The 22637-nt window shown below is 66.2% G+C and carries 17 protein-coding genes and 1 pseudogene; 2 read left to right on the top strand and 16 right to left on the bottom strand.

Annotation, left to right across the window (positions count from 1 at the left end):
• Nucleotides 1–150: 150 nt before the first annotated feature.
• From Sa4125_RS09445 to Sa4125_RS09400, 10 genes and pseudogenes are all read right to left on the bottom strand, one after another.
• Nucleotides 151–795 (bottom strand): protein-L-isoaspartate(D-aspartate) O-methyltransferase, encoded by a 645-nt coding sequence (locus Sa4125_RS09445; RefSeq protein WP_224006344.1) that lies wholly within the window; start codon nucleotides 793–795, stop codon nucleotides 151–153.
• 40 nt (nucleotides 796–835) lie between these two features.
• Nucleotides 836–1591 carry a 5'/3'-nucleotidase SurE gene (gene surE / locus Sa4125_RS09440; RefSeq protein WP_224006342.1) on the bottom strand — a complete coding sequence of 252 codons (756 nt, stop codon included), beginning with the start codon at nucleotides 1589–1591 and terminating at the stop codon, nucleotides 836–838.
• On the bottom strand, nucleotides 1591–2874 hold the full coding sequence (serS, locus tag Sa4125_RS09435; protein WP_224006339.1) for a serine--tRNA ligase: 1284 nt from the start codon (nucleotides 2872–2874) through the stop codon (nucleotides 1591–1593). The genes surE and serS overlap by 1 nt, the downstream gene beginning before the upstream one ends.
• Before the next feature lie 44 nt (nucleotides 2875–2918).
• Nucleotides 2919–3743, bottom strand: a complete 825-nt coding sequence (tatC, locus tag Sa4125_RS09430; RefSeq protein ID WP_224006337.1) for a twin-arginine translocase subunit TatC — start codon at nucleotides 3741–3743, stop codon at nucleotides 2919–2921.
• A 167-nt stretch (nucleotides 3744–3910) separates the two neighbouring features.
• Nucleotides 3911–4273: pseudogene (tatB, locus tag Sa4125_RS09425) on the bottom strand (Sec-independent protein translocase protein TatB); the annotation flags it as partial.
• Between the two features lie 159 nt (nucleotides 4274–4432).
• Nucleotides 4433–4672 carry a twin-arginine translocase TatA/TatE family subunit gene (locus Sa4125_RS09420; RefSeq protein ID WP_224006335.1) on the bottom strand — a complete coding sequence of 80 codons (240 nt, stop codon included), beginning with the start codon at nucleotides 4670–4672 and terminating at the stop codon, nucleotides 4433–4435.
• Between the two features lie 299 nt (nucleotides 4673–4971).
• Nucleotides 4972–5994 carry a beta-N-acetylhexosaminidase gene (nagZ, locus tag Sa4125_RS09415; protein WP_224006333.1) on the bottom strand — a complete coding sequence of 341 codons (1023 nt, stop codon included), beginning with the start codon at nucleotides 5992–5994 and terminating at the stop codon, nucleotides 4972–4974.
• Between the two features lie 116 nt (nucleotides 5995–6110).
• Nucleotides 6111–7931, bottom strand: coding sequence for an SPOR domain-containing protein (locus tag Sa4125_RS09410; protein WP_224006331.1), 1821 nt, complete (start codon nucleotides 7929–7931; stop codon nucleotides 6111–6113).
• A gap of 101 nt (nucleotides 7932–8032) precedes the next feature.
• Nucleotides 8033–9784 carry an arginine--tRNA ligase gene (argS, locus tag Sa4125_RS09405; RefSeq protein WP_224006329.1) on the bottom strand — a complete coding sequence of 584 codons (1752 nt, stop codon included), beginning with the start codon at nucleotides 9782–9784 and terminating at the stop codon, nucleotides 8033–8035.
• A 100-nt stretch (nucleotides 9785–9884) separates the two neighbouring features.
• Nucleotides 9885–11099, bottom strand: a complete 1215-nt coding sequence (locus Sa4125_RS09400) for a deoxyguanosinetriphosphate triphosphohydrolase (protein WP_224006327.1) — start codon at nucleotides 11097–11099, stop codon at nucleotides 9885–9887.
• A gap of 187 nt (nucleotides 11100–11286) precedes the next feature.
• Here Sa4125_RS09400 and Sa4125_RS09395 point away from each other — a divergent pair, with 187 nt between their 5' ends.
• A complete protein-coding gene (locus tag Sa4125_RS09395) occupies nucleotides 11287–11634 on the top strand; it encodes an iron-sulfur cluster assembly accessory protein (protein WP_224006325.1) in 348 nt (115 codons plus the stop codon).
• A gap of 9 nt (nucleotides 11635–11643) precedes the next feature.
• Nucleotides 11644–12426, top strand: a complete 783-nt coding sequence (gene xth / locus Sa4125_RS09390) for an exodeoxyribonuclease III (protein WP_224006322.1) — start codon at nucleotides 11644–11646, stop codon at nucleotides 12424–12426.
• 128 nt (nucleotides 12427–12554) lie between these two features.
• On the opposite strand, the gene Sa4125_RS09385 is transcribed toward xth, so the two are convergent.
• From Sa4125_RS09385 to Sa4125_RS09360, 6 genes are all read right to left on the bottom strand, one after another.
• The gene (locus tag Sa4125_RS09385; RefSeq protein ID WP_224007697.1) at nucleotides 12555–13280 is read right to left on the bottom strand and encodes a tetratricopeptide repeat protein; all 726 of its coding nucleotides are present in this window, start codon (nucleotides 13278–13280) and stop codon (nucleotides 12555–12557) included.
• 106 nt (nucleotides 13281–13386) lie between these two features.
• Nucleotides 13387–15102: a dihydroxy-acid dehydratase gene (ilvD, locus tag Sa4125_RS09380; protein ID WP_224006319.1), complete on the bottom strand. Its 1716-nt coding sequence runs from the start codon at nucleotides 15100–15102 to the stop codon at nucleotides 13387–13389.
• 253 nt (nucleotides 15103–15355) lie between these two features.
• Nucleotides 15356–16762: an outer membrane protein transport protein gene (locus Sa4125_RS09375; RefSeq protein WP_224006316.1), complete on the bottom strand. Its 1407-nt coding sequence runs from the start codon at nucleotides 16760–16762 to the stop codon at nucleotides 15356–15358.
• A 294-nt stretch (nucleotides 16763–17056) separates the two neighbouring features.
• Nucleotides 17057–19840, bottom strand: a complete 2784-nt coding sequence (locus Sa4125_RS09370; RefSeq protein WP_224006313.1) for a valine--tRNA ligase — start codon at nucleotides 19838–19840, stop codon at nucleotides 17057–17059.
• A gap of 140 nt (nucleotides 19841–19980) precedes the next feature.
• A complete protein-coding gene (locus Sa4125_RS09365) occupies nucleotides 19981–20937 on the bottom strand; it encodes a DUF2497 domain-containing protein (RefSeq protein ID WP_224006310.1) in 957 nt (318 codons plus the stop codon).
• A 261-nt stretch (nucleotides 20938–21198) separates the two neighbouring features.
• Nucleotides 21199–22611, bottom strand: a complete 1413-nt coding sequence (locus Sa4125_RS09360; RefSeq protein WP_275967466.1) for a TolC family outer membrane protein — start codon at nucleotides 22609–22611, stop codon at nucleotides 21199–21201.
• Nucleotides 22612–22637 lie beyond the last annotated feature (26 nt).

Raw genomic sequence — 22637 nt, 5'->3', positions numbered from 1 at the left:
CATCACCATGGAAGTCATTTGACACCGTTAATCTTACCGGCCCGTTAACTGTCGGGTAGGCCAGTGCATTTTCTGTTATTCATAACGGTACATGCGGGCATGGCGATGCGCTGGGGCCACACTCTCCTTCGGAAGGTCTTTGCGCGGGCGCTAGAGGATCTTGGCGACGCCGACGGCCAGCGTCTGATAGCGCACGGTTCGCAGGTCCTCGCGCTCGAGACGGCTGCCGACTTTCTGCAGGCGCACCAGCGTCTGGGAACCGTTGCCCGGCCCGAGTGCGCAGACGATCTGGCCGTGCTGGGCAAGCTGGTCGAGAAAGGTGCGCGGCAAGGTCTCGCTAGCGGCGTGGATGATGATGCGGTCGTAGGGAGCCGCATCGGGATAACCCTCGCGTCCGTCCTCCTGGATCAGCGAGACATTGGCGATCCCGCAGGCCTTCAACCGCTCGGCGGCCGGTGTCAGGAGACGCCGGTAGCGGTCGAGCGAATGCACGCGCGCGCCGAGCTTGGCCAGCAGCGCCGTGATGTAGCCGCTGCCCGTGCCGATCTCGAGTATGCGGCTGGCGGCCTCGACCCGCAGCGCGGCGACGAGACCCACGGCGAAAGCGGCGCCCGGCATCGTCTCGCCGCAGTCGATCGGCAGGAAACCGTCGGCATAGGCGTTCCTCAGGCCGTCGCGCAGAAAAAGACGGCGCGGCACCGCCTCGACGGCCTCGGTCAGGCGCCCGCTTGCAGGGTGCTCGGACCGCAGCCGGAGCAGGAAGGCGGCAAGATCCTCGCGATCGAGGTTGGTCATCGGCACGGTCGGTATGCTCCAGCCTTCACGGCAACCTCGCTCAGTCGAACAGCGACTGGAGCCTGTCGCGCAGCTCATGGTCGGTGAGGTCGAGCTTCAGCGGCGAGACGGAGATTTTTCCCGCCAGCAGCGCGCCGATATCCGACTGCGCCATTTCCGGGCCGGCCTGACGCCCGAACTTCAGCCAGAAATAGGGAAAGCCGCGACCGTCTCGCCGCTCCTCTAGCCCCAGATTGTAGTCCAGCTTGCCCTGCCGGGTCACTTCTATGCCGGCGACGGCTTCGGCCGCGATGGCTGGGAAATTGACGTTGAAGAAGACGCCCGGCTGGAAATCCAGCGTGGCAAGCTTCTCGATGATTGCCGGGGCATGGCTCTCGGCGGTGTCCCACAGCGCCTCGCGGTCGGTGCCGGGCGTGTGGGCCTGACTGAGGGCGATGGAGCGGAAGCCCAGCATCGTCCCCTCGATGGCGCCGGCGACGGTACCGGAATAGGTGACGTCGTCGCAGATGTTCTGGCCGGCATTGACGCCGGAAAGGACAAGATCCGGTGGGCCCGGCATGACGTGCTTGACGCCCATGATGACGCAGTCCGTCGGCGTGCCGGAGAGCGCGAACCGCTGGTCCGAAATCTTGCGCAGACGGAGCGGCGAGGACAGCGTCAGCGAATGCGCGAGGCCGCTCTGGTCGGTCTCGGGCGCGACCACCCAGACGTCGTCCGACAGCGTCGCCGCGATCCGCTCGAGCACCGCAAGGCCCTCGGCATGGATGCCGTCATCGTTGGTGATGAGAATGCGCATCAGGCGGGAACTCCGATCCGGTCGACGCCGCCCATATAGGGACGCAGCACTTCGGGCACCGTGATGCTGCCGTCGGCGTTCTGGTAGTTCTCGATGACCGCGATGAGGCAACGGCCGGCTGCGACGCCCGAGCCGTTCAGCGTGTGGACGAAGCGCGTCTGCTTCTCGCCCGCCGCCTTGTAGCGGGCGTTCATGCGCCGCGCCTGGAAGTCGCCGCAGACCGAGCACGAGGAAATCTCGCGATAGGCGTTCTGGCCGGGCATCCAGACCTCGATGTCGTGCGTCTTGCGGGCACCGAAACCCATGTCGCCCGTGCACAGCACCACGGTGCGGAAAGCCAGGCCGAGACGCTTCAGCACCTCCTCGGCGCAGGCCGTCATCCGCTCGTGCTCGGCGAGCGAAGTGTCCTCGGCGGTGATCGAGACCAGCTCGACCTTGTAGAACTGGTGCTGGCGCAGCATGCCGCGCGTGTCGCGGCCGGCGGAACCTGCCTCCGAACGGAAGCACGGCGTCAGCGCGGTGTAGCGAAGCGGCAGCTCGGCCTCGTCCAGCACGCTCTCGCGCACGAGATTGGTCAGCGGCACTTCCGAGGTCGGGATAAGGTAGCGTCCGTCCGTCGTCTTGAAGAGATCTTCCTCGAATTTCGGCAACTGGTTGGTGCCGAAGAGCGCGTCCGCCTTGACCAGAATCGGGGCGACGACTTCCTGGTAGCCGTGCTCGGACGTGTGGAGGTCCAGCATGAACTGTCCGAGCGCGCGCTCGAGCCGGGCGAGCGGGCCCTTGAGGATGGTGAAGCGCGCGCCGGAAATCTTCGCGGCCTGGTCGAAGTCCATGAGGCCGAGCGCCTCGCCGATGTCGAAATGTTCCTTCGGCGCGAAATCGAAGGCCGGCTTCGTCCCGTGCGCGCGGATCTCGACATTGCCGGACTCGTCTGCGCCGACGGGCACGTCGTCGAGAGGCACGTTCGGCAGGCGGGCAAGAAGGTCGAAGAGGACTGCGTCGATCCGCCGTTCCTCGGTCTCTCCGTCCTGGATCGCGGACTTGATCTCGGCAACCTCGGCGATGACGGCATCGGCGCGGGCGGCGTCGCCGGACGCCTTGGCCTTGCCGATCTCCTTGGAGGCGTCGTTGCGGCGGCTCTGCAGTTCCTGCAGGCGGAAGACGTGACCGCGCCGTTCTTCGTCGAGGCGGACAAGCTCGGCGGCAGCAGGCTCAGCGCCACGGCGGGCGAGAGCCGCGTCCAACGCTTCCGGATTTTCGCGTATCCATTTGATATCGAGCATGAATTCTCCCGTCTTCGATCAGCAGAAGACGAGCACGATCCAGACTAGACGGAGTCGGCTGACGCGTCGCTTTCCCTGAGCTGTTCGGCCCGCTTGCGCTCTATCAGCCGCGCCGTGATGATCGAAATCTCGTAGAGAAGGATGGTCGGGATCGCAAGGCCGATCTGCGACAGGGGATCGGGCGGCGTCAGGATGGCAGCGGCCACGAAGGCGATGACGATCGCCCACTTGCGCTTGCCGGCCAACGTTTCGGACGTGACCATGCCGGCGCGCACGAGGAGCGAGGTGACGACCGGCAGCTGGAAGACCATGCCGAAGGCGAAGATCAGCCCCATGATCAGCGACAGGTATTCCGACACCTTCGGCAGAAGCTGGATCGACGCCTGTCCCGGTACGTTGCCGGACTGCTGCATCGACAGGAAGAACCACATCACCATCGGCGTGAAGAAGAAATAGACGAGAGCGGCGCCCAGAATGAACAGGAGCGGCGTCGCCACCAGGAACGGCAGGAAGGCCGAACGCTCCGATTTGTAGAGGCCGGGCGCGACGAACTTGTAGACCTGGATCGCGATGATCGGAAACGCCAGGAACAGACCACCAAAGGCCGCGATCTTGACCTGGGTGAAGAAGAATTCCTGCGGCGCCGTGTAGATGAGCTGAACGTGCTCCTCGGTGATGCCGGCCCAGGCGACCGCGACCTGGTAGGGCACGACGAGGAGGTTGAACAGCTCCTTGGCAAAGAAGAAACAGACCAGAAAAGCCGCGAAGAAGCCGCCCAGTGCCCAGATCAGGCGGGTCCGGAGCTCGATCAGATGTTCGATCAGCGGTGCCGAGGAGGCTTCGATATCGTCGGTGTCGGCGCGGCTCACTGCGGGTCTCCGCTGGTATCACGGCCGTTGACATGGGCCGGTTCGGATTTGACCGCCGGCGTGGTCTCGGCCGGCCGGGGCGTCGGGTTCGACGCCATTGGCTGCATCGCCGCTTCACCGACGACGCTCGGCGCGACGATGGCCGGTGCAACGACAGCGGGCCCCACGACAGCGGGCGCCACCGGCGAAGCCGGAGCATCGGCCGATGGCACGGTAGGATCGGGCGCCTGGGTCGCGGCGCGCAGCGACGAGCGGATCTCGTCGCCCACCGCCCGCATCGGGTCCAGCGCCTTGCGCAGGTCCTTGCGCGGATCCATGGCCTTGAGATCGCGAACCGACGTGCGCACGTCGTCGAGTTCGGCCTCGCTGAGCGCCTCGTCGAACTGCTTGCGGAAATCTCCCGCCATCCGGCGCAGCTGCGTCATCGTCTTGCCGAAGGTGCGCAGCATGCGCGGCAGATCCTTCGGGCCGACCACGACGATCAGCACCACGCCGATGACGAGCAGTTCAGACCAGCCAATATCGAGCATATTCAGCAACCCGTTCGGGAACAGAACCACATCGGACGGAGATGGTCCGGCAAGCCCGGATCATGCGGCGCTTCACAAAGATCATCATCCCGGACATCGGGACCCTTGGAAAAAACTGGCCGGCGACGCACAGACCGCGCGCCGCCGAAGCCGTCATTTCTAGAGAAGCGGCTTCTCGGTGGTGGTCGTCTTGGTCTCGCGCGCGACGATCTCGCCGTCGCGGTTGTCGAGGGTGCGGCGCTCCTGGGTCACCGTCGGTTCGTCGTCGGTCATGCCCTTCTTGAAATTCTTGATGCCCTTGGCGACGTCGCCCATCAGTTCCGGAATCTTGCCGCGACCGAAGAGCAGGAGCACGACCGCCAGGACGATGAGCCAATGCCAGATGCTGAAGCTACCCAATGTCGATCTCCTTTGCCACGGGGCTCAATGCCCCGGCGATATGTTTGCCGCGTTCGAACTGCTCTCGCCGTCCCAGCGACACGAGAATGCATCAGTCGGGCCATGACGGCCCGGCGACGGCATTGCCATTGTTCAAGCTAAGACTTCGCGTCGCAATCTTCAAACACGATAACGCCCTGAAGATCAACGGATACGAAAACGTCACAGTTATGGTCGCCGGGCGATCCCGCCGGATTTTCGCAAGGGCGGCGAAAATAACGGCCGGCCGGCGCCCGACGGAACGCGGTCGCCCGACGTCCTCAGACGAACTCTCCGACCAACGACGCGTATTCCGCGCGCAGTGCCGCCTCGTCAACGATACCGGGCCGGTGTCTGACATAGGCCTCGGCTGCGGCGGCGCGGGTTTCCGCCTTGCCGCGCAGGGGCTGCACCGCGCTGGACACCTTGCGCATCTCTATCATGTCGCCATTGCAGTGGAGGACGACGTCGCAGCCGGCGGTGATCGCCAGGGCGCTGAGTTCGCCGATATCGCCCCTCAGCGCCTTCATCGACATGTCGTCGGTCATGAGAAGGCCGTCGAACCCGATCTCGTCGCGGATCACCTGCTCGATCACGATGGGCGAGAGGGTCGCCGGGCGGACCGGGTCGATGTCGGTGTAGAGGATATGCGCGGTCATCGCCGCCGGGAGGGTTCGCAAGGCCGCGAAGGGCGCGAAATCGGCCTGGCCGAGTTCGGCGCGAATCGTCGGCACGACGGGCATGTCGAGGTGGCTGTCGGCATTGCCGCGGCCGTGGCCGGGAATATGCTTCATCACCGGCATGACCGCGCCGGCGACCAGGCCGTCGGCGGCAGCGCGGCCGAGCGTCGCGATATCCTCGGCGCGCATGGCATAGGCCCTGTCGCCGATGACGGAATGGGCCCCCGCGACGGGCACGTCGAGGCAGGGCAGGCAGTCGGCATTGATCCCGTAATTCGCGAGGTCCAGCGCCAGCAGGCGGCCTTGCAGCCATGCCGCGCGCTCGCCGGCGCGCCGGTCGCGGCCGTAGACGACGCCGAGGCTCGCGGGCGCCGGGTAGCTCGGCGCCAGCGGTGGGCGCAGACGCTGAACCCTTCCGCCCTCCTGATCGATGAAGATCGGCGTCGACGCGCGGCCGCCCGCCTCCTTCAGTTCCGCCACGAGATCGCGGACCTGATTCTCGGCGTGGATGTTGCGGCCGAACAGGATGAAACCCCAGGGACGCTCCGCCGCGAAGAAGGCCTTTTCGTCGGCGCTCAGGCGATGTCCGGCGCAGCCTGCGATCCAGGCCTTCGATCCACTCATCGTCTTCTCCGCAATGGGGTGGGCGGCGACAGGGTCGACGCCGGAAGCAGCGCCCGCCCCCGCGGTCATGCCGGAGGGAGAGCGCGAACCGTACAGCACAAGGCCGACGCTGCCTGTCAGCGCGCCACGAAGCAGTTGCCGCCGGCGGATTTCAACTGGGTGCACAGGGCTGACGCCTCATCCTTCGAGCCTGCCGCGACGCGCACGCGATAGAAGGTGCCCTTGCCGGGAATGTCGGCGCTCTGGATCCCGACGCTGCGGCCTGCGATCTGGCTGGAATAGCGGCCGGTGAGATTGCGCAGCGACTGCTGCGCCAGAGCCTCAGACGGCTGCGACGAGATCTGTACGAAGTAGGTCCCTTTCGGCGCAGGGGCCGACGGCGTTGTGGGAGCGATGCCGCCGGTCGCATCGACAGGCGAGACGGCCGCGACCTGCTGCTGCGCGGCACCGGGCGGAACGGACGCCTCGACAGGCGCAGCTTCCGGAACAGGCAGCCGCGAGGCGACGTCTGGCGTCCGGGCTGCCGGGACTTCGGCGGAAGCGACGGCGATCGGCGCGTCTGCGGCCGGCGCCGCATCGGCGGAGGCCGCAACCGGCGCGGCGGCACCCTGCCGAGGCGGCGACGACACTTCGATCAGGCCAGGAGCAGCGGCACCCTGTGGCGAAGCCTCGGCGGCGGCCGGCTCGGCGGCCGCGACGAGCGTTCCATCGGGACGCACCACCATGGTACGGACCTTGCGGGGCTGAAGCACACCCACGGGCTCGGATACTGGGGTCGCGGCATCGCTGGCGGCGGCGACCAGACGGGCCTCGTCGGCTGCGTCCTCAGGCGCCGAAAGGCCCGGGCTTCCCGCAACCTCGACACCCGGCAGATCCGCGTAGCTGGTCGGTGGCTCCTCGGCCGGCAGATCGATCGGCTCCTCCGCCCCCGTCAGCAGCGCCTGCTGCGTCGTCGACGGCATCGGCTGCCCTTCAGAAGCTGCGACACGATCGTAGACGGCCTTGTTCTGGTTGGGAATCGTGCGTCCGCCCGGATCCTTCGGCTCGATCTTGTAAGGCTCTGCATCCGCCTTGATCAAAAGAGGTTCTGCATTGCCAGACGAACTGCTGCCAGCCGTGCCGCCGTTCCAGAGGAACAGGCCGACGGCCGCGACGATCGCGATCGAGGCGACGCCGCCGCCAAGGGCGACCATGCTGCGCCGGAACGAGCCGTGCCCCGGACGCTCCCGCTTTGCCAGCCTCTCGTCCTCGTCGTAATAGGCACCGGACGGATCGCCCGCTTCAAAACTCTGATCCTGGTCCGGATCGCCATCGCCCGGCATGGCGGCGGCATAGGACGCCGGGGAGCCGTGAGACGGAGACCTCCGGCCGTCATGCATCATCGCCAGTTCGCTGGCGATGAGCTGGTCGAACTCATCAAGCTCGGTCTGCACCGTCGGTCCGGCGTCCGCTTCGACGACCCGCTCGGGAGCAAACGACTGGGTCTCGAAGACGCTGCCCTCGCGCGGCCTGGCTGGGGCGCTGAGACCACGCAGGGCATGATCGAGATCGGTGTCCGCGGCAGGGCCGCGCGTGGTGTGGAGGTGAGCACCCGCCGTTCCCGCACTGCTCCTGGATGGAGCCGGGGAGAGCCAGCTGCTGTAGGAACTGTCGGATGGCGAAGACATTCGCGGCGCGTCGGGGCGCCCAGGCACCGCGCGACCGTCGCGATCGTCCGGCGCGTGACCCTCGTCCCGGGAAAAGGCGTCGGCAAAAGCCTGGTCGAAGTCGTCGTCAAGACCGGGAGGGTCGAGCCGCGCCGCGGCGGTGCGATGCGGCCGGTAGGCCTCGTCGTCCTTGGCAAGCTCGGCCTCGAACAGCGTGGCGAGGTCTGCGAACGGGTCGTCATCCACCGGAGAAAATTCCGTGCCGCGGACCGGGGCCTTCATCTCTCCCATGGGGTCACTCACTCCGCATTCCCTCTGTCCCGCAGCGGTGCAATGTGTCCGAAGGGGCGGACATATTGGCTAGGGGACGATATTGACCAAAGCGTGATCCGTCAGCGCATTTCCTCCGGAGCATCGACGCCGATCAGCTGCAGTCCGGACGCGACAACAGTGGCGACGGCACGCACCAGAGCCAGTCTCGCTTGGGTCAACCTTGGCTCATCACGGTTAACAAATCGCAAACCCGAGATGTCGCGGCCCCGGTTGTACTGAGCGTGAAAAGTCTGGGCGACGTCGTAGAGGTAGAAGGCGATCCGGTGCGGCTCCTTCGCCTCGGCCGCCGACAGCACGAGCCGCGGATACTCGGCGAGCTTGCGGATCAGACCGATCTCTCCCTCGTCGGCGAGAAGCGACAGCAGCTCGGCATCGATCTGCGCCTCGACGATGCCCTCGCCTTCCGCCTGACGCGCCACGGAACGGGCTCTTGCGTGCGCATACTGGACGTAGAACACCGGGTTGTCCTTGGACTGCTCGGTGACCTTCTGGAAGTCGAAGTCGAGCGGCGCGTCGCTCTTGCGAAACAGCATCATGAAGCGGACGGGATCGCGCCCGACCTCTTCGACCACCTCGGCGAGAGTGACGAAGTCGCCGGAGCGTTTCGACATCTTCACGGGCTCGCCGTTGCGATAGAGCTTCACCAGCTGGCAGAGGACGACGTCGGAACGCGCAGTGCCGCCGGAAATCGCCCGGGCCACGGCCTCGAGCCGCTTCACATAGCCGCCGTGATCGGCCCCGAGCACGAACACCATCTCGTCGAAGCCGCGTGCGAACTTGTCGGCGAAATAGGCGACGTCGGCGGCGAAATAGGTGAAGCTGCCGTTCGACTTGACCAGCGGCCGATCCATGTCGTCGCCGACCTCGGTCGAGCGCAGGAGCGTCTGCTCGCGGTCCTCGTAGTCTTCCGGCAGTTGCCCCTTCGGCGGCGGCAGCGCGCCCTGGTAGACGAACCCCTTGGCGCGAAGATCCTCGATCGCCAGGGAAATGCGGCTTGCATCGGCGCCCTCCGGCACAGCGTGCAGCGCGCGCTCGGAAAAGAAGACCTCATGCGTGATGCCGAGGAGCTTCAGGTCGTCGCGGATCATCATCATCATGGCGTCGATGGCGAAATTCTTCACCAGCGGCAGCCACTCCGGCTCGTCCAGGCTGAGAAGCTTGTCGCCATGGCGGATCGCCAGTGCCTGGCCGACCGGCTTCAGGTAGTCGCCGGGGTAGAGGCCCGCGGGGATTTCGATCTTCTCCCCCATCGCCTCGCGGTAGCGCAGGTAAGCCGAGCGCGCGAGGACGTTCACCTGCTCGCCGGCATCGTTGACGTAGTATTCCTTGACGACGGCATGGCCGGCGAAGGCCAGGAGATTGGCGATGGAGTCGCCGACCACCGCACCGCGGCAGTGTCCGACATGCATCGGCCCGGTCGGGTTGGCCGAGACGTATTCGACATTGACCTTCCGGCCGCTGGCGGGTCCCCGCCCGTAGGCCGGGCCGGCTGCCAGAACGGCCCCGAGATGACGCGTCCAGAAACCGGCCGAGACTCTGAGGTTGATGAATCCGGGACCGGCGATCTCGACGGCATCGATGTCGGGATCCTCGCCGAGCCGCGCCGCGATGGCCACGGCCAGTTCCCGCGGCTTCTTCTGCAGGGGTTTTGCCAGCACCATCGCGGCGTTCGTCGCCAGATCCCCGTGGCTCGGATCGCGCGGCGGCTCGACCGCGATGCGCGACAGGTCGGCGCCGGCGACGGCCATCGCGGCCAGTGTCGCCTCGACCGCTGTGCGGACGCGCTGCTCGAAGTCGGCGAAGATGTTCATGGAGATTCTTTCCGAAGCTGTCGGCGGGCCGGTGCAGTCCCGAACGGTGGTTGCCGGGGCGCCGTCGGGCACGCCCATCGTCTCGGGTGGATCGGCGCGCCTAACGCAAATCCGGGGTGGCGTCAAACAGCCGGCGGTGCTCGCCAAGGGCATAGCTGTCGGTCATGCCGGAGAGATAGTCGGCGACATGGCGTGCCCGCCTCTCCGTGCCGAGCCTCGCCATCGCGTCGCTCCAGGCGCCGCCCATCTCGGCCGGCTCGGCAAGGTAGCGATCGAACAGATCGGCGACGACGGTCTCGGCGCGGTTCATCACGCGCATGATCGACGTGCTGCGGTAGACGCGGGCGAAGAGGAATCGCTTGGTCTCGGCCTCCGCCGCCTGCATCGCCGGCGAAAAGGCGACGAGCGCACGCCCCTCGGTCCGGACGGCATCGGCGCTGAGAGGCGCCCTCGCCTTGAGGTTCGACGCGGTCGTGCGAATGACGTCCTCGACCATGCGGGTGATGTGCCGCCGCATGATCTCGTGGATCAGCCGCGGGCGCTCCAGACGGGGATAGGCGGCGTTCACCTCGCGCAGGATCTCGCCGGCCAGATCGAGCTCGGCAAGGTCGGCGATGTCGATCAGCCCGGCCCTGAGCCCGTCGTCGAGATCGTGCGTGTCATAGGCGATGTCGTCCGAGATGGCGGCGCACTGCGCCTCGAGACTGGCGAAGCTGCCAAGATCCAGGGGAAAGAGCGCGTCGAAATCGAGGATCGGTCTCGGCACCCCCCCGCCTTGCGGCACGTGCGGGCCGCACAAGGGGCCATTGTGCTTGACGAGGCCCTCCAGCGTTTCCCAGGATAGATTGAGCCCGTCGAACTCGGCATAGCGGCGCTCCAGCGCCGTGACGATCCGGAGCGCCTGGGCATTGTGGTCGAAGCCGCCGAAGGCACGCATCTTCTCGTCGAGCGCGCGCTCGCCGGCATGGCCGAAGGGTGTGTGGCCGAAATCGTGGACGAGGGCCACCGCCTCGGTGAGGTCCTCGTCCAGGCGGAACGCCCGGGCGAAGGCGCGGGCGATCTGCGAGACCTCGATCGTGTGTGTCAGACGCGTGCGGAAATGATCGCCCTCGTAGGCGATGAAGACCTGCGTCTTGTGCTTCAGCCGGCGAAAGGCGGTGGAGTGGACGATGCGGTCGCGGTCGCGCTGGTAGGGAGTGCGCGTCGGGCTGTCCGCCTCAGGCGAGAAGCGGCCGCGCGAGCGCTCGGGATCGACGGCGAAGACGGCGCGTCCTCCGCCGCCCTTGCCGATCGCCTCGCCTGGAAAATCCGTCATGCGCCCTGCGCTCCCGGTGGCGGTCGTCGGGTCCCGGCCCCGTGGGGTCGCGCCCCTGTGCGGCTCCATCATGCCGACCGGCCGCCGCATTGACCGGCCTGTTGCGACTGCATACTTAAAGGATCGGATTTCAACAAGCAGAGGCAGGCGCCGCGGAATTTTCGCATCGCCGCCGCCGGAGCCGACCATGAGCCAAACGATCGCGCCGACCATCGCCGTCACCGTCTCGGATGCCGCGGCCCGCCGCATCGCGGCGATCGTCGCCAAGAGTTCGGGGAGCCACGGCCTGCGCATCTCGGTCGAGGGCGGCGGATGCTCGGGCTTCTCCTACAAATACGATCTCGCCGAAACCGCCGAGGCGGACGACGTGGTCATCGAGAAGGACGGCGCGACCGTCTTCATCGACCAGGTCTCCCTGCCCTATCTCGACGGATCGGTCGTCGATTTCGTCGATGACCTGATGGGTCAGTCCTTCCAGATCCGCAATCCCAACGCCGTCGCCGCCTGCGGCTGCGGCACGAGCTTTTCGGTCTGATCGTCCGGCATGCTGGTCGCCACCTGGAACATCAACGGCATCAAGGCGCGGATCGAGGTTCTTCTCGCCTGGCTGAACGAGCGCTCGCCCGACATCGTCTGCCTTCAGGAGATCAAGAGCGTCGACGAGGGCTTTCCCCGCGAGGCCATCGAGGCGCTCGGCTATCACGTCGAGACGCATGGCCAGAAGGGCTTCAACGGGGTCGCGCTGCTGTCGAAGGTGCCACCGGCGGATGTGTCGCGGCGCCTGCCGGGCGATGTCGGCGACGAGCAATCGCGCTTCATCGAGGGCGTCTGGAAGGTCGGCCCGCGGACCCTGCGCGTTGCCTCCCTCTACCTGCCGAACGGCAATCCCCTCGGCACCGAGAAATTCGACTACAAGCTGCGGTGGATGGCCCGGCTGGAGGCGCATGCGCGCCATCGTCTCGACGAGGAAAGCGATTTCGTCCTCGCCGGCGACTTCAACGTCATCCCAGAGCCGGGGGACGTCAAATTTCCGCAGGCCTGGCTCGGTGACGCCCTGTACCAGCCGGAAAGCCGCAATGCCTGGCGACGCCTCCAGCATCTCGGGCTGACCGACGCACTGCGAGCGACGACCGATGACGCCGGCATCTACACCTTCTGGGACTACCAGGCCGGCGCCTGGCAGAAGAACAACGGCATTCGTATCGACCACCTGCTCCTGTCGCCGGAAGCGGCAGGCCGGCTTGTCTCGGTCGGCATCGACAGCCATGTCCGCGGCTGGGAAAAGCCGTCGGACCACGTGCCGATCATGGTCCAGCTGGCCGCGTAGCAGCGCCAATCGGCCAGATCAGCACGGCAGCCCCGTCGGCCGGGCATGCCGATGGCTGGTCGCCGGTCTACGAGCGATTAGACCGCCCGGCGGCGGCAGTCGCCCGGCGGCGGCAGTCCGCGGCCGCCTCAGTTGCCGGCCAGAACCGCACCCTTGCTCTCGGCATAAGCCAGCGCCGTCCGGCGGTCCGCCTCGTTCGTCAACGAGAATGCCTCTTCCTGCAACGGACGGATCCATGTCTGGTCGAGGTTTCCGGCCTTCTTGGCGGCGATGGTCAGCATCGCCAGCCCGCGCACCGGCTCGGGACGAAGCCCGATCTTCTCGCCGTCGAACAGGAGGTAGCCGAGCAGTGCCTCGGCGCCGACATTGCCTTTCTCCGCCGCGAGCTTCAGCCAGCGCGCCGCCTGCCGTGCGTTGGCCCGGCCGCCTTCGCCGTTCAAAAGCATGCGTCCGAGCTCGAACTGGGCACGGGGATCGCCGAAGATCGAGGCCGCGTGGAAATACAGCTGACGCGCCTGAGACAGGTCGACCGTGACCGGCGAGCCTGGAATGCCCGTGCGCATGTAGTCGCCAAGGGCGGTGACGGAACTGGCGACATAGGCGGCGTTCGGCGAGTTCGAGGTGTCGTCCTGCTCGGTGTTGATGATCTGGCCGAAGATCTTGAACGCCTCGTAGTCGTTCTTGGCCACGCCGTCGCCTTCGGCATACATGCGGCCGAGCTTCCATCGGGCTCCGGGATGTCCCTTGTCGGCCGCGTAGCGCAGCGCTTCAAGCGCCTCGGCCTTTTCGCCGCGCTTATAGGCTCTGAAGCCGAGGCTGAAGAGTTCCATCGGCCCTGCCTCGGGCGTTACCATCGCCGAAGGATCGAGCGCATGCGATGGCTGCACCAAGGCGAAAGTCGCGGTGGCGACGGTCAGCCCTGAGAGGAGAACCGCTCGTGCGGCACGCGAAGACATCATATCAAACATCTGCATAGCAATGCTTTTCCATCGCGCCGCCCGGATGGGTCACCGCGCCCTTGCGGGCCGATCCTACCTGCTGTGCGTATTTCCAGATCGCGCCGGAGGCGTAATCCGTCTCCCGCGGCCGCCAGGCTGACAAGCGCTCCGCAAGCTCCGCCTCCGACAGGCGGACGGACAACGTTCCCGCGATGGCATCGAGATCGATGATGTCGCCGTCGCGCAGCAGGGCGATCGGCCCGCCGACCGCCGCTTCCGGACCGACATGCCCGACGCAGAAGCCGCGTGTCGCGCCGGAAAAGCGGCCGTCGGTGATCAGGGCCACCTTGTCGCCCATGCCCTGCCCGTAGAGCGCGGCCGTCGTCGACAGCATCTCGCGCATGCCGGGACCGCCGCGCGGTCCCTCGTAGCGGATGACGAAGACGTCGCCCTCCGCATAGGCCTTCGTCGACACCGCCTCGAAGCAGGCCTCTTCCGAATCGAAGCAGTGCGCCGGTCCGGAAAAGGTCAGATTGCTCATCCCGGCGACCTTCACGATGGCACCGTCGGGGGCGAGGTTGCCCTTCAGCCCGACGACGCCGCCGGTGACGGTGATCGGCTTGTCAGCGGGGTAGACGACGTCCTGATCCGGATTCCAGGCGATTCTCTCCATGTTCTCGGCCAGAGTCCGGCCGGTCACCGTCATGCAATCCCCGTGGAGAAATCCCTTGTCGAACAGCGTCTTCATGAGCAACGGGATCCCTCCCGCCTCGAACATGTCCTTGGCGACGTATTTGCCGCCCGGCTTCAGGTCAGCGATGTAGGGAGTGCGCCTGAAGATTTCAGCCACATCGAAAAGATCGAATTCGATACCGCACTCGTGCGCGATCGCCGGCAAGTGCAGGGCCGCATTGGTAGATCCGCCGGATGCCGCGACGACGGCGGCCGCATTCTCCAGCGCCTTGCGGGTCACAATATCGCGAGGCCGGATATTGCCGGCGATGAGCTCCATCACCTTCTCGCCGGCGGCATAATTGAGCTGGTCACGGATCTCGTAGGGTGCCGGCGCACCGCAGGAATAGGGCAGCGCGAGGCCGATGGCCTCGGCGACCGTGGCCATCGTGTTGGCGGTGAACTGGGCGCCGCAGGAACCCGCGCCCGGACAGGCGACCTGCTCGATCTCGTCGAGACCCGCATCGTCGAGCGCGCCAACCGAATGCTGGCCGACCGCCTCGAACACGTCCTGAACCGTCACGGGACGACCGCGGAAGGTGCCGGGGAGAATCGAGCCGCCATAGATGAAGATCGACGGCACGTTGAGGCGGACCATCGCCATCATCATGCCGGGAAGCGACTTGTCGCAGCCGGCAAGGCCGACGATGGCATCATAGCAATGGCCGCGCATGGTCAGCTCGACCGAATCGGCGATGACCTCGCGCGACACCAGCGAGGCCTTCATGCCCTGATGGCCCATGGCGATGCCGTCCGTCACCGTGATGGTGCAGAATTCGCGCGGCGTTCCGCCGGCAGCCGTCACGCCCTTCTTCACGAACTGCGCCTGATGCATCAGCGAGATATTGCACGGTGCCGCCTCGTTCCAGCAGCTGGCGACACCGACTAGCGGTCGATGGATCTCGTCGCGCGACAAGCCCATGGCATAGAGGTACGACCGGTGCGGAGCCCGCGAGGGACCCTCCGTGACGTGACGGCTAGGCAATCTGCTCTTGTCGAAAATCACGCCCCAGTCACCCCTCACCCATCCAAACGGCCCAACGCCCCCGCATTGGTCGACCGCGTGTCTTGCACCACCGCTGATGGGCGCCGTTTATGGCGGCACGGCGGCTTCGCGCCGAGCTGGCGCACGCTGCGTGCAAGTTTGCCATAGTGTTGCGATTACAGCACAAACTGAACGACGGCGGCGCGGCAAGACAGACCTAACAAGAAGGGCGCGCATTGCTGCGCGCCCTTCCACTATCGACGAAAGCCGTTGCTTAAAAGGAAAGCTTCAGCGAAGCGCTGCCGGCATAAACGAAGGTGTCGTCGACCGTCGCGTTGAAATAGGCACCGTCGCTGATGGTCTGGTCGCCGCTCGTCCAGTAGCCGATCAAGGCACCGAAGCGAATTTCAGCCCAGTTCTCCGGCTTGATCGAGACGCCGCCCGAGAGGGTGTACAGGTCCGTATAGGTGGTCTCGGAGCCCGTGGAGACGCCGCTGTCGTATCCGAGCGACACCACGCCCGAGATCTGCTCGTTGAACGCCCGGCCGATGCCGATGCTCGCGGTATACCCGTCCTTCCAGTTGTAGGGCGCGTAGCTCGACGAGATCGACCCGTCCGGCAGCTCGATTGTCGACACGACGGAGTTGTTGGTGCTCCAATCGGTCCAGCGGAACGAGCCGAGGAGCAAGGTTCCGGCCGCGATTCCTGTCTGCGCCGAGATTGTGAGCGACGCCGGGCTGATCGAGTCGCTGAGATAGGAGGTCACGGGAATGACCGTACCGACGCCGAGGCCAAGCCCACGCAGTGCCGCGGCGACCGTCGGGGCAAAGGCCGTGGGGACGCTCGTGGTCGCGCCGTTGGGAAGCGTGACATAGGCCGAGTCGCTGACCGTCACGGTGCCGGTGCCCTCGATACCCTCGTGTTTGACTTCGGAGCGGTACATGATCTGCGCCCGCAGCGCGATCTCCGGCATCTCATAGGCCAGACCGATGCGATAGCCGGCGCTGTAGTCGGAGCCGCTGTCGACATCGATCGTGGTCGGAAGCGTCAGCTGCGCACCGCCAAGTCCGGCGACCAGGGCCTGTCCCAAGGGACCAGACGCCTGAAACGCAGGATTGAGATTGCGGGCGCCGATGCTCTGGCCGTCGAAGCGGAAGTCCTCGACGAAGACGCCGCCGAGCAGGCTGAAACGGCTGTTCTCGGTCGAGTAGCTGATGCGGCAGGTCGCGCCGAACTCGTCCGTCGAGAACTCGGTTCCAAGCGTGCGCGATGTGCTTGCGGCCGTGCCGAAATTCAGGCGGTCGGCATTCGACGTCGAGGTGGTCGAACTGACCTGCCTCGGCAGCGAGCCACCCGGCGAGCCGTCGTAGTCGGCCTCAGCCGCGAACGGGATGGTATAGGTGCCGGCGCAACCGAAGTCCTCGTTGCCGAAGGCGACGGCGGCGCTCGGGATGTTGTAGATCCCGGTATAGTTCCCGTAGTCGCCCTCGACGCCATTGATGGACGAGAAGCCGCGGTTCGGATTGACGTAGGTGTAGCCGAAGCGCGACGAGAAGGTCCCCTTTTCAAAGAGGATATCGGTGTCGGCGGTGCCGCGCTGAAAACCACCGGCCTGGGCCGAGGACGCCGACAGCAGCGCGAATGCGGTACCTGCCAGGACGTAGTTCGTAATCCGCTTCATCATGCTTCCCCCACTGCATCCCCCCACGGGACCGAACCTTTTCTGGTTCATTGACGCAAACGTAATTCAAATTCTCCGGCGGGGGAACGTGGGATTCCCGTGGGCGAACGACGTTTTTCAAGACCGGCGAAGCATCGGTACCGACACAAGCATTAAGGATAACCGCGTAAGCCATTGACCCTATTTTATAAAAATCCTTTACAGCTCCGCTTTCCCAGGAGTTTCCATGGCAGGCGGGTCGAAAACGGGCGTATTTTCAGGCAGTCAGCGTGGCAAATATGTGACGGCATTGTGTCATGGACGCAGGAGCGCCAAAGCCGCTGCGAGCTTCTGCGCCTCGGCGAGATAGGCATCGCGCTTCTCGCGCTCCTGCTCGACAACCTCGGGCGGTGCATTGGCGACGAACTTCTGGTTGCCGAGCTTCTTGTCGATCCGGGCAACCTCTTCTTCGGCCTTTGCCTTGGCCTTGGTCAGCCGCAGCTCTTCAGCGGCCAGATCGATCATGCCTTCCAGCGGCAAGGCGAAGGCGGCGCCGCCGACGAGGATCTGCGCCGCCTGGGCCGGGGCCGTTTCGGCCGTGTCGATCGTCTTCAGCCGCGCCAGCCGCTTCAGCGAGGCATCGTGGCGCCCCAGCCGCGCGACCAGGAGCGGATCGGGCTGGACCGCGACGAACGCCGCCTCGGCTGCCGGCGGCACATTCATTTCCGTGCGCACGGAGCGGATCTCGTTGACGAGCGCGATCAACCAGTTGATGTCGTCGGCCGCCTCCGTGTCCTCGAAGGCGAAGGACGGCCAGTCGGCGTGACAGAGCAGGCTTCCGCGCGGATGCGACTTGGGCGCCGTCAGATCCCATAGCTCCTCGGTCAGGAACGGCATGAAGGGGTGCAGCAGCGCAAAGATCCGGTCGAGGGCAAACCCGGTGACCCGGCGCGTCTCGGCCTTCTCCGCCTCGTTGTCGCCGAGGAAGACCGGCTTGGTGAGTTCCAGGTACCAGTCGCAGAAATTGTTCCAGACAAACCGGTACAGCGCGCCCGCAGCCTCGTTGAAGCGGTAGCCCTCGATCGCCTTTTCCGTCTCGGCAATGGTGCGCGACAGCTCGGTGAGGAGCCACCGGTTCAGCTGCAGCGTCAGCGCATCGGGATCGATCGCGGCGCCGTGCTCGGCGCCGTTCATGCCGGCGAAGCGCGTGGCGTTCCAGAGCTTGGTGCCGAAATTGCGGTAGCCGGCGATGCGCTGGGTATCGAGCTTCACGTCGCGTCCCTGCGCCGCCATGATCGCCAGGGTGAAGCGCACGGCATCGGCGCCGAACTCGTCGAAGAGCTCGATCGGATCGATGACGTTGCCCTTCGACTTCGACATCTTGGCCCCGTTCTTGTCGCGGACGAGGGCATGGACATAGACCGTGTGGAACGGCTCCTCGCCCATCACGTGCAGGCCCATCATCATCATCCGGGCGACCCAGAAGAAGATGATGTCGAAACCGGTGACGAGCGCCGAGGTCGGGTAGTAGGTGGCGAGTTCCGGCGTCTTGTCAGGCCATCCCATGGTCGAGAAGGGCCAAAGGGCGGAGGAGAACCAGGTGTCGAGCACGTCCTCGTCGCGGGTGATGAGGTTGGCGCGCCGCTCGGGATCCTCGGCCATGGCCCGCGCCTCGGCGTCGTCGATGGTGCCGTTGGTGACGTAGTGGGCGAGCGCGGCGGCGACCGCTTCCTCCTCCGTCTTGGCGACGAAGATCTCGCCGTCCTGGCCGTACCAGGCCGGGATCTGGTGGCCCCACCAGAGCTGGCGCGAGATACACCAGGGCTGGATGTTCTCCATCCAGTCGAAATAGGTCTTTTCCCAGTTCTTCGGGACGAAATTTGTCCGACCCTCGCGCACGCTGGCGATGGCAGGCTTGGCCATCGTCGCAGCGTCGACATACCACTGGTCGGTGAGGAAGGGCTCGATCGGCACGCCGCCGCGATCGCCGTGCGGCACGGTGTGTGGATGGTCCTCGATGCGGGCGAGGTAACCGCCCGCCTCCATCATCTCGACGATCGCCGCGCGCGCTGCGAAACGATCGAGCCCGTGCAGGGCGGCGATCGTTTCGGCGAGCTCGGTCGACGGCGCCAGGCCGGCGAGGAAATCCTCGTTCTCGGCCAGCGTGATTGCCGCCTCGATGGTCATGATGTTGATCTTCGGCAGGTCCTGGCGCTTGCCGACCTCGAAATCGTTGAAATCGTGCGCCGGGGTGATCTTCACCGCGCCCGAGCCCGCCTCCGGATCGGCATAGGCGTCGGCGAAGATCGGAATCAGGCGGCCGACGAGCGGCAGGCGGACGTTCTTCCCGATCAGGGCCTGGTAGCGCTCGTCCTCGCCGTTCACCGCGACGCCGGTGTCGCCCAGCATCGTCTCCGGCCGCGTGGTCGCGACGGTGATGAAGGTCGTGGCGTCCTCGGGATCGAAGACCCTGCCGTCGATGGGATAGCGGAAGTGCCAGAGATGGCCCTTCATTTCGACCTGCTCGACCTCCAGGTCGGAGATCGCCGTCAGCAGTTTCGGGTCCCAGTTGACCAGCCGCTTGTCCTTGTAGATCAGGCCCTTCCGGTAGAGGTCGACGAACAGGGTGCGGACCGCCTCGGACATGCCGTCGTCCATGGTGAAACGCTCGCGCGACCAGTCGCAGGAGGCCCCGAGCCGGCGCAGCTGGCCGAGGATGGTGCCGCCCGATTCGTCCTTCCATTGCCAGATCCGCTCGACGAAGGCCTCGCGCCCCATGTCGCGACGGCCCGGCTCCTTGCGGTCCTTCAGCTGCCGCTCGACGACCATCTGCGTGGCGATGCCGGCATGGTCCATGCCCGGCTGCCACAGGACGTTCTTGCCGCGCATGCGCTCGAAGCGGACGAGCACGTCCTGCAGCGTGTTGTTGAGCGCGTGGCCGATGTGGAGAGAGCCGGTGACGTTCGGCGGCGGGATGACGATCGAATAGGGCTCGGCGCCCGGCTTGGCTCCGGCGCCGGCACGGAAAGCATCGGCCGCTTCCCAGCGCTCGGCGATGCGCGGCTCGAGGCTGGCGGCGTCGTAGGTCTTCTCGATCATGATGGCGTCCGATGGATAGCTTGAAGGCGTCTGGCCCGGGGTTTCGCCCAAGCCTTCCACCGTGTCAACGAATCCAGGACGCTGCTGCGCCGGGAAGCCGGGTCAGAACCCGCCCGAGCCCGCCCGACCGCGACTGGCGATCAGCGGCGGCCGCCCTTGGCGACGCGCTCGATCTCCTCGCGGACGAGACGCTCGACGATGCGCGGCAGGTTGTCGTCCAGCCATTCCTGGAGCATCGGACGCAGCATCTGGCGCGCCATCTCCTCCATCGACTTCATCTGCCCCTCGCGGATCGACCGCGCCAACTCGTCGAAGGCCGAGGCCACCTGGGCGCCCGCCGCTTCCGACATCAGCGAGGATGCCTCCGAAATCAGCGACGCCGGCGCATCGTCCGCAACGAGCGGCACGTCGAGCGCCTCCGCTGCGGCAGGGCCATGGCTCTCGGCATCGCGTGCGCGCACCTCGGACTGCGAGAAGACAGAGACGACTTCGTCGCGCAACTCCGACGAGAAGCTCTCCTCGTCGAACTCCAGATTGAAATCGTAGACGACCGGCTCGTCGTGCCGCGCCGCACTCTCGACGCGCTCGACCCGGGGCGGGTGCTCGTCCGTCGCCGGTCGAAGGCCTTCCAGGAAGGCGGCATCCGCGCCCCGGCCGTGCGCAGCCAGAGGCGGAAGGCGCTCGGCGACCCGCTCCTCCTCCCGGGCAAACGGCGTGTGGTGAGAGCTCGTGTAACGCTCCGTCTCGGCGGGAGAGACAGCGGCGCCGCGACGCAGAGGCAACACGGCCGCGGGTCGGTCGTTGGCGGAGACCGAAGCGAGAGGCGGCCAGTCCGCCTCTAAATCGTCGATGGGATCGTTCTCGCCGACGGGCGTCGCCGCGTGGGCGTGAGGATCGGCGGAAAGATCGGAAGCCGGCACAGGCTGCTGGAAATAGGTCGGCTCCGGGAGACGGCCGCCGACCGACGCGATCTCCGGCTGGATCGTCCCCATCCGGGTATGCAGAGGCTCGGTCACCGGCCGCGGGCGCGCCGACACCGGCGTGCGATCGTCCCCGCTTTCGATGATCCGCCGGATTGAGGCCAGGATCTCTTCCATCGACGGCTCTTTAAGGGAACTGGCATTGCTCATGAAGGCGGTTCCGCATGTTCGAGAAGATCCGCGACGCTAGCGGTCGAATCATGCGTGAAGCCTAAACCGAAAAACCGCGCGAAAGAATCCCCGCCGGGCGCGATCGCCGCATATCACCAGAAGAAGTGGAAGAATGGAGCGCCGCGGGCGCACAGACAAAAGCCCGGACGGTGCCGGGCTTTTGCAAAAATGGATGCTCGCGGCGGATGCGGGAGCCAGGATGCCGGATCAGCGGCCATCCGGCGTGCGCAGGCCGTACCACTTGTCCTTGACCGCGTTGTAATGCTCCTTCGGCTCGTAAGTCGCCACGCCCAGCCTGAGGCGGGTGGCCGACAGTCGGCCGATGGCCGAGGCGAGCGCATAGCTCGCCACCACTTCGTCGCGCTGCGCGCCGACGAGAAGAATCTGACCCGAGATCAGATCGGCCTGGCCGTTCAGGACGTCCAGCGTGGTGCGCTGTCCGACATTGCGCTCCTCGATGATCCCCTCGAGAGCGAGGCGGGCTGCGCGGACCTGGGCATTGTAGCCCGTAACATTGGCGCGGGCGGCCTGCAGCTCGGCCCAGGTCGTGGCGACCGCGGCCCGAACGGCGTCGCGCTGGCTGTCGACCTCGATCTGGCGCTGTCCGAGCACTTCCTTGAACTGGCGGACCTGGGAGGAGATGAGGCCGCCGGAGTAGATCGGAATGCTGAGGCTCGCGCCGACCGTCGCCGAAACCTGATTCTGCGTCAGAACGTCGACGCCCGGAAGGCTGTCGGGCGAGGAGTCGGACAGGCTGTAGGTGTTGTCGACCGAGCCGGACAGGCTGACGGTCGGCAGCAGCCGACCCTCAGCCGACTTCACCTGGAAAGCCGCGGCGTCGACAGCGTAGAGCGTCGCGAGGATCGCCGGGTGCTCCTTCTGCGAAATCGCGAGGGCCTGGGTAATCGAGGAGGGAATGAGATTGGCCGGCGCCTTGCCGGGCTGCAGGTCGCGTGGCGCATCGCCGACGATCTGCAGGTAGGTCGCCTCGCTCGAGGCCACCTGGGCCAGTGCCGAATTCAGCAAGGCCGTCGCCAGTGCCTGCTCCGCCTCGGCCTGGGCGACATCGGTGCGGGTCCCCTCGCCGACGTCGAACCGCGCCCGCGCCGCCCGGACCTGCTCCTGCAGGAAAGCGAGATTCTGCCGGCGCAGGCCGGCGATCTGGCGGTCGCGCAGGACATCCATGTAAGCGGCGGCGGCGTTGAAAAGCGTGTCCTGCTCGGTGTTGGAGAGGTTCTGCTGCGAGGCCTTCACCGTCGCCTCGGCGGAGCGGACGTTGTTGGGCGTCTGAAACCCGTCGAAGATGGTCTGGCTGATCGTGATGCCGAAGCCGATCTGCCCGGCGCGGTCGCGCTGGGTCTCGATGCCGTCGCCGAAGGTCGTGCGCGACCTCGACGAGACGGCACTGCCATCGCCTGTGACGATCGGACGGAGGCCCGACTTCGCCTGCGGCACGTTCTCGTCGGTCGCCCGCAACTGCGCGCGGGCGATATTGAGGCTCTGATTGTTTCGGTAGGCTCGCGCCAGAGCGCCGTTCAGGGATTCGGCAGCGGCATCGGCAACGCCGCCCGCCAGAAGTCCCGCCGTCATCGCTGCGCTGATCCAGAACTTGTAAGTCACTCAACACACTCCAGATCTTCGGTCTC

Source organism: Aureimonas sp. SA4125, assembly GCF_019973775.1.
Lineage (GTDB): Bacteria > Pseudomonadota > Alphaproteobacteria > Rhizobiales > Rhizobiaceae > Plantimonas.
The sequence above is the reverse complement of the archived record's forward strand: the minus strand, read 5'-3'. Positions and strand labels throughout refer to the sequence as shown.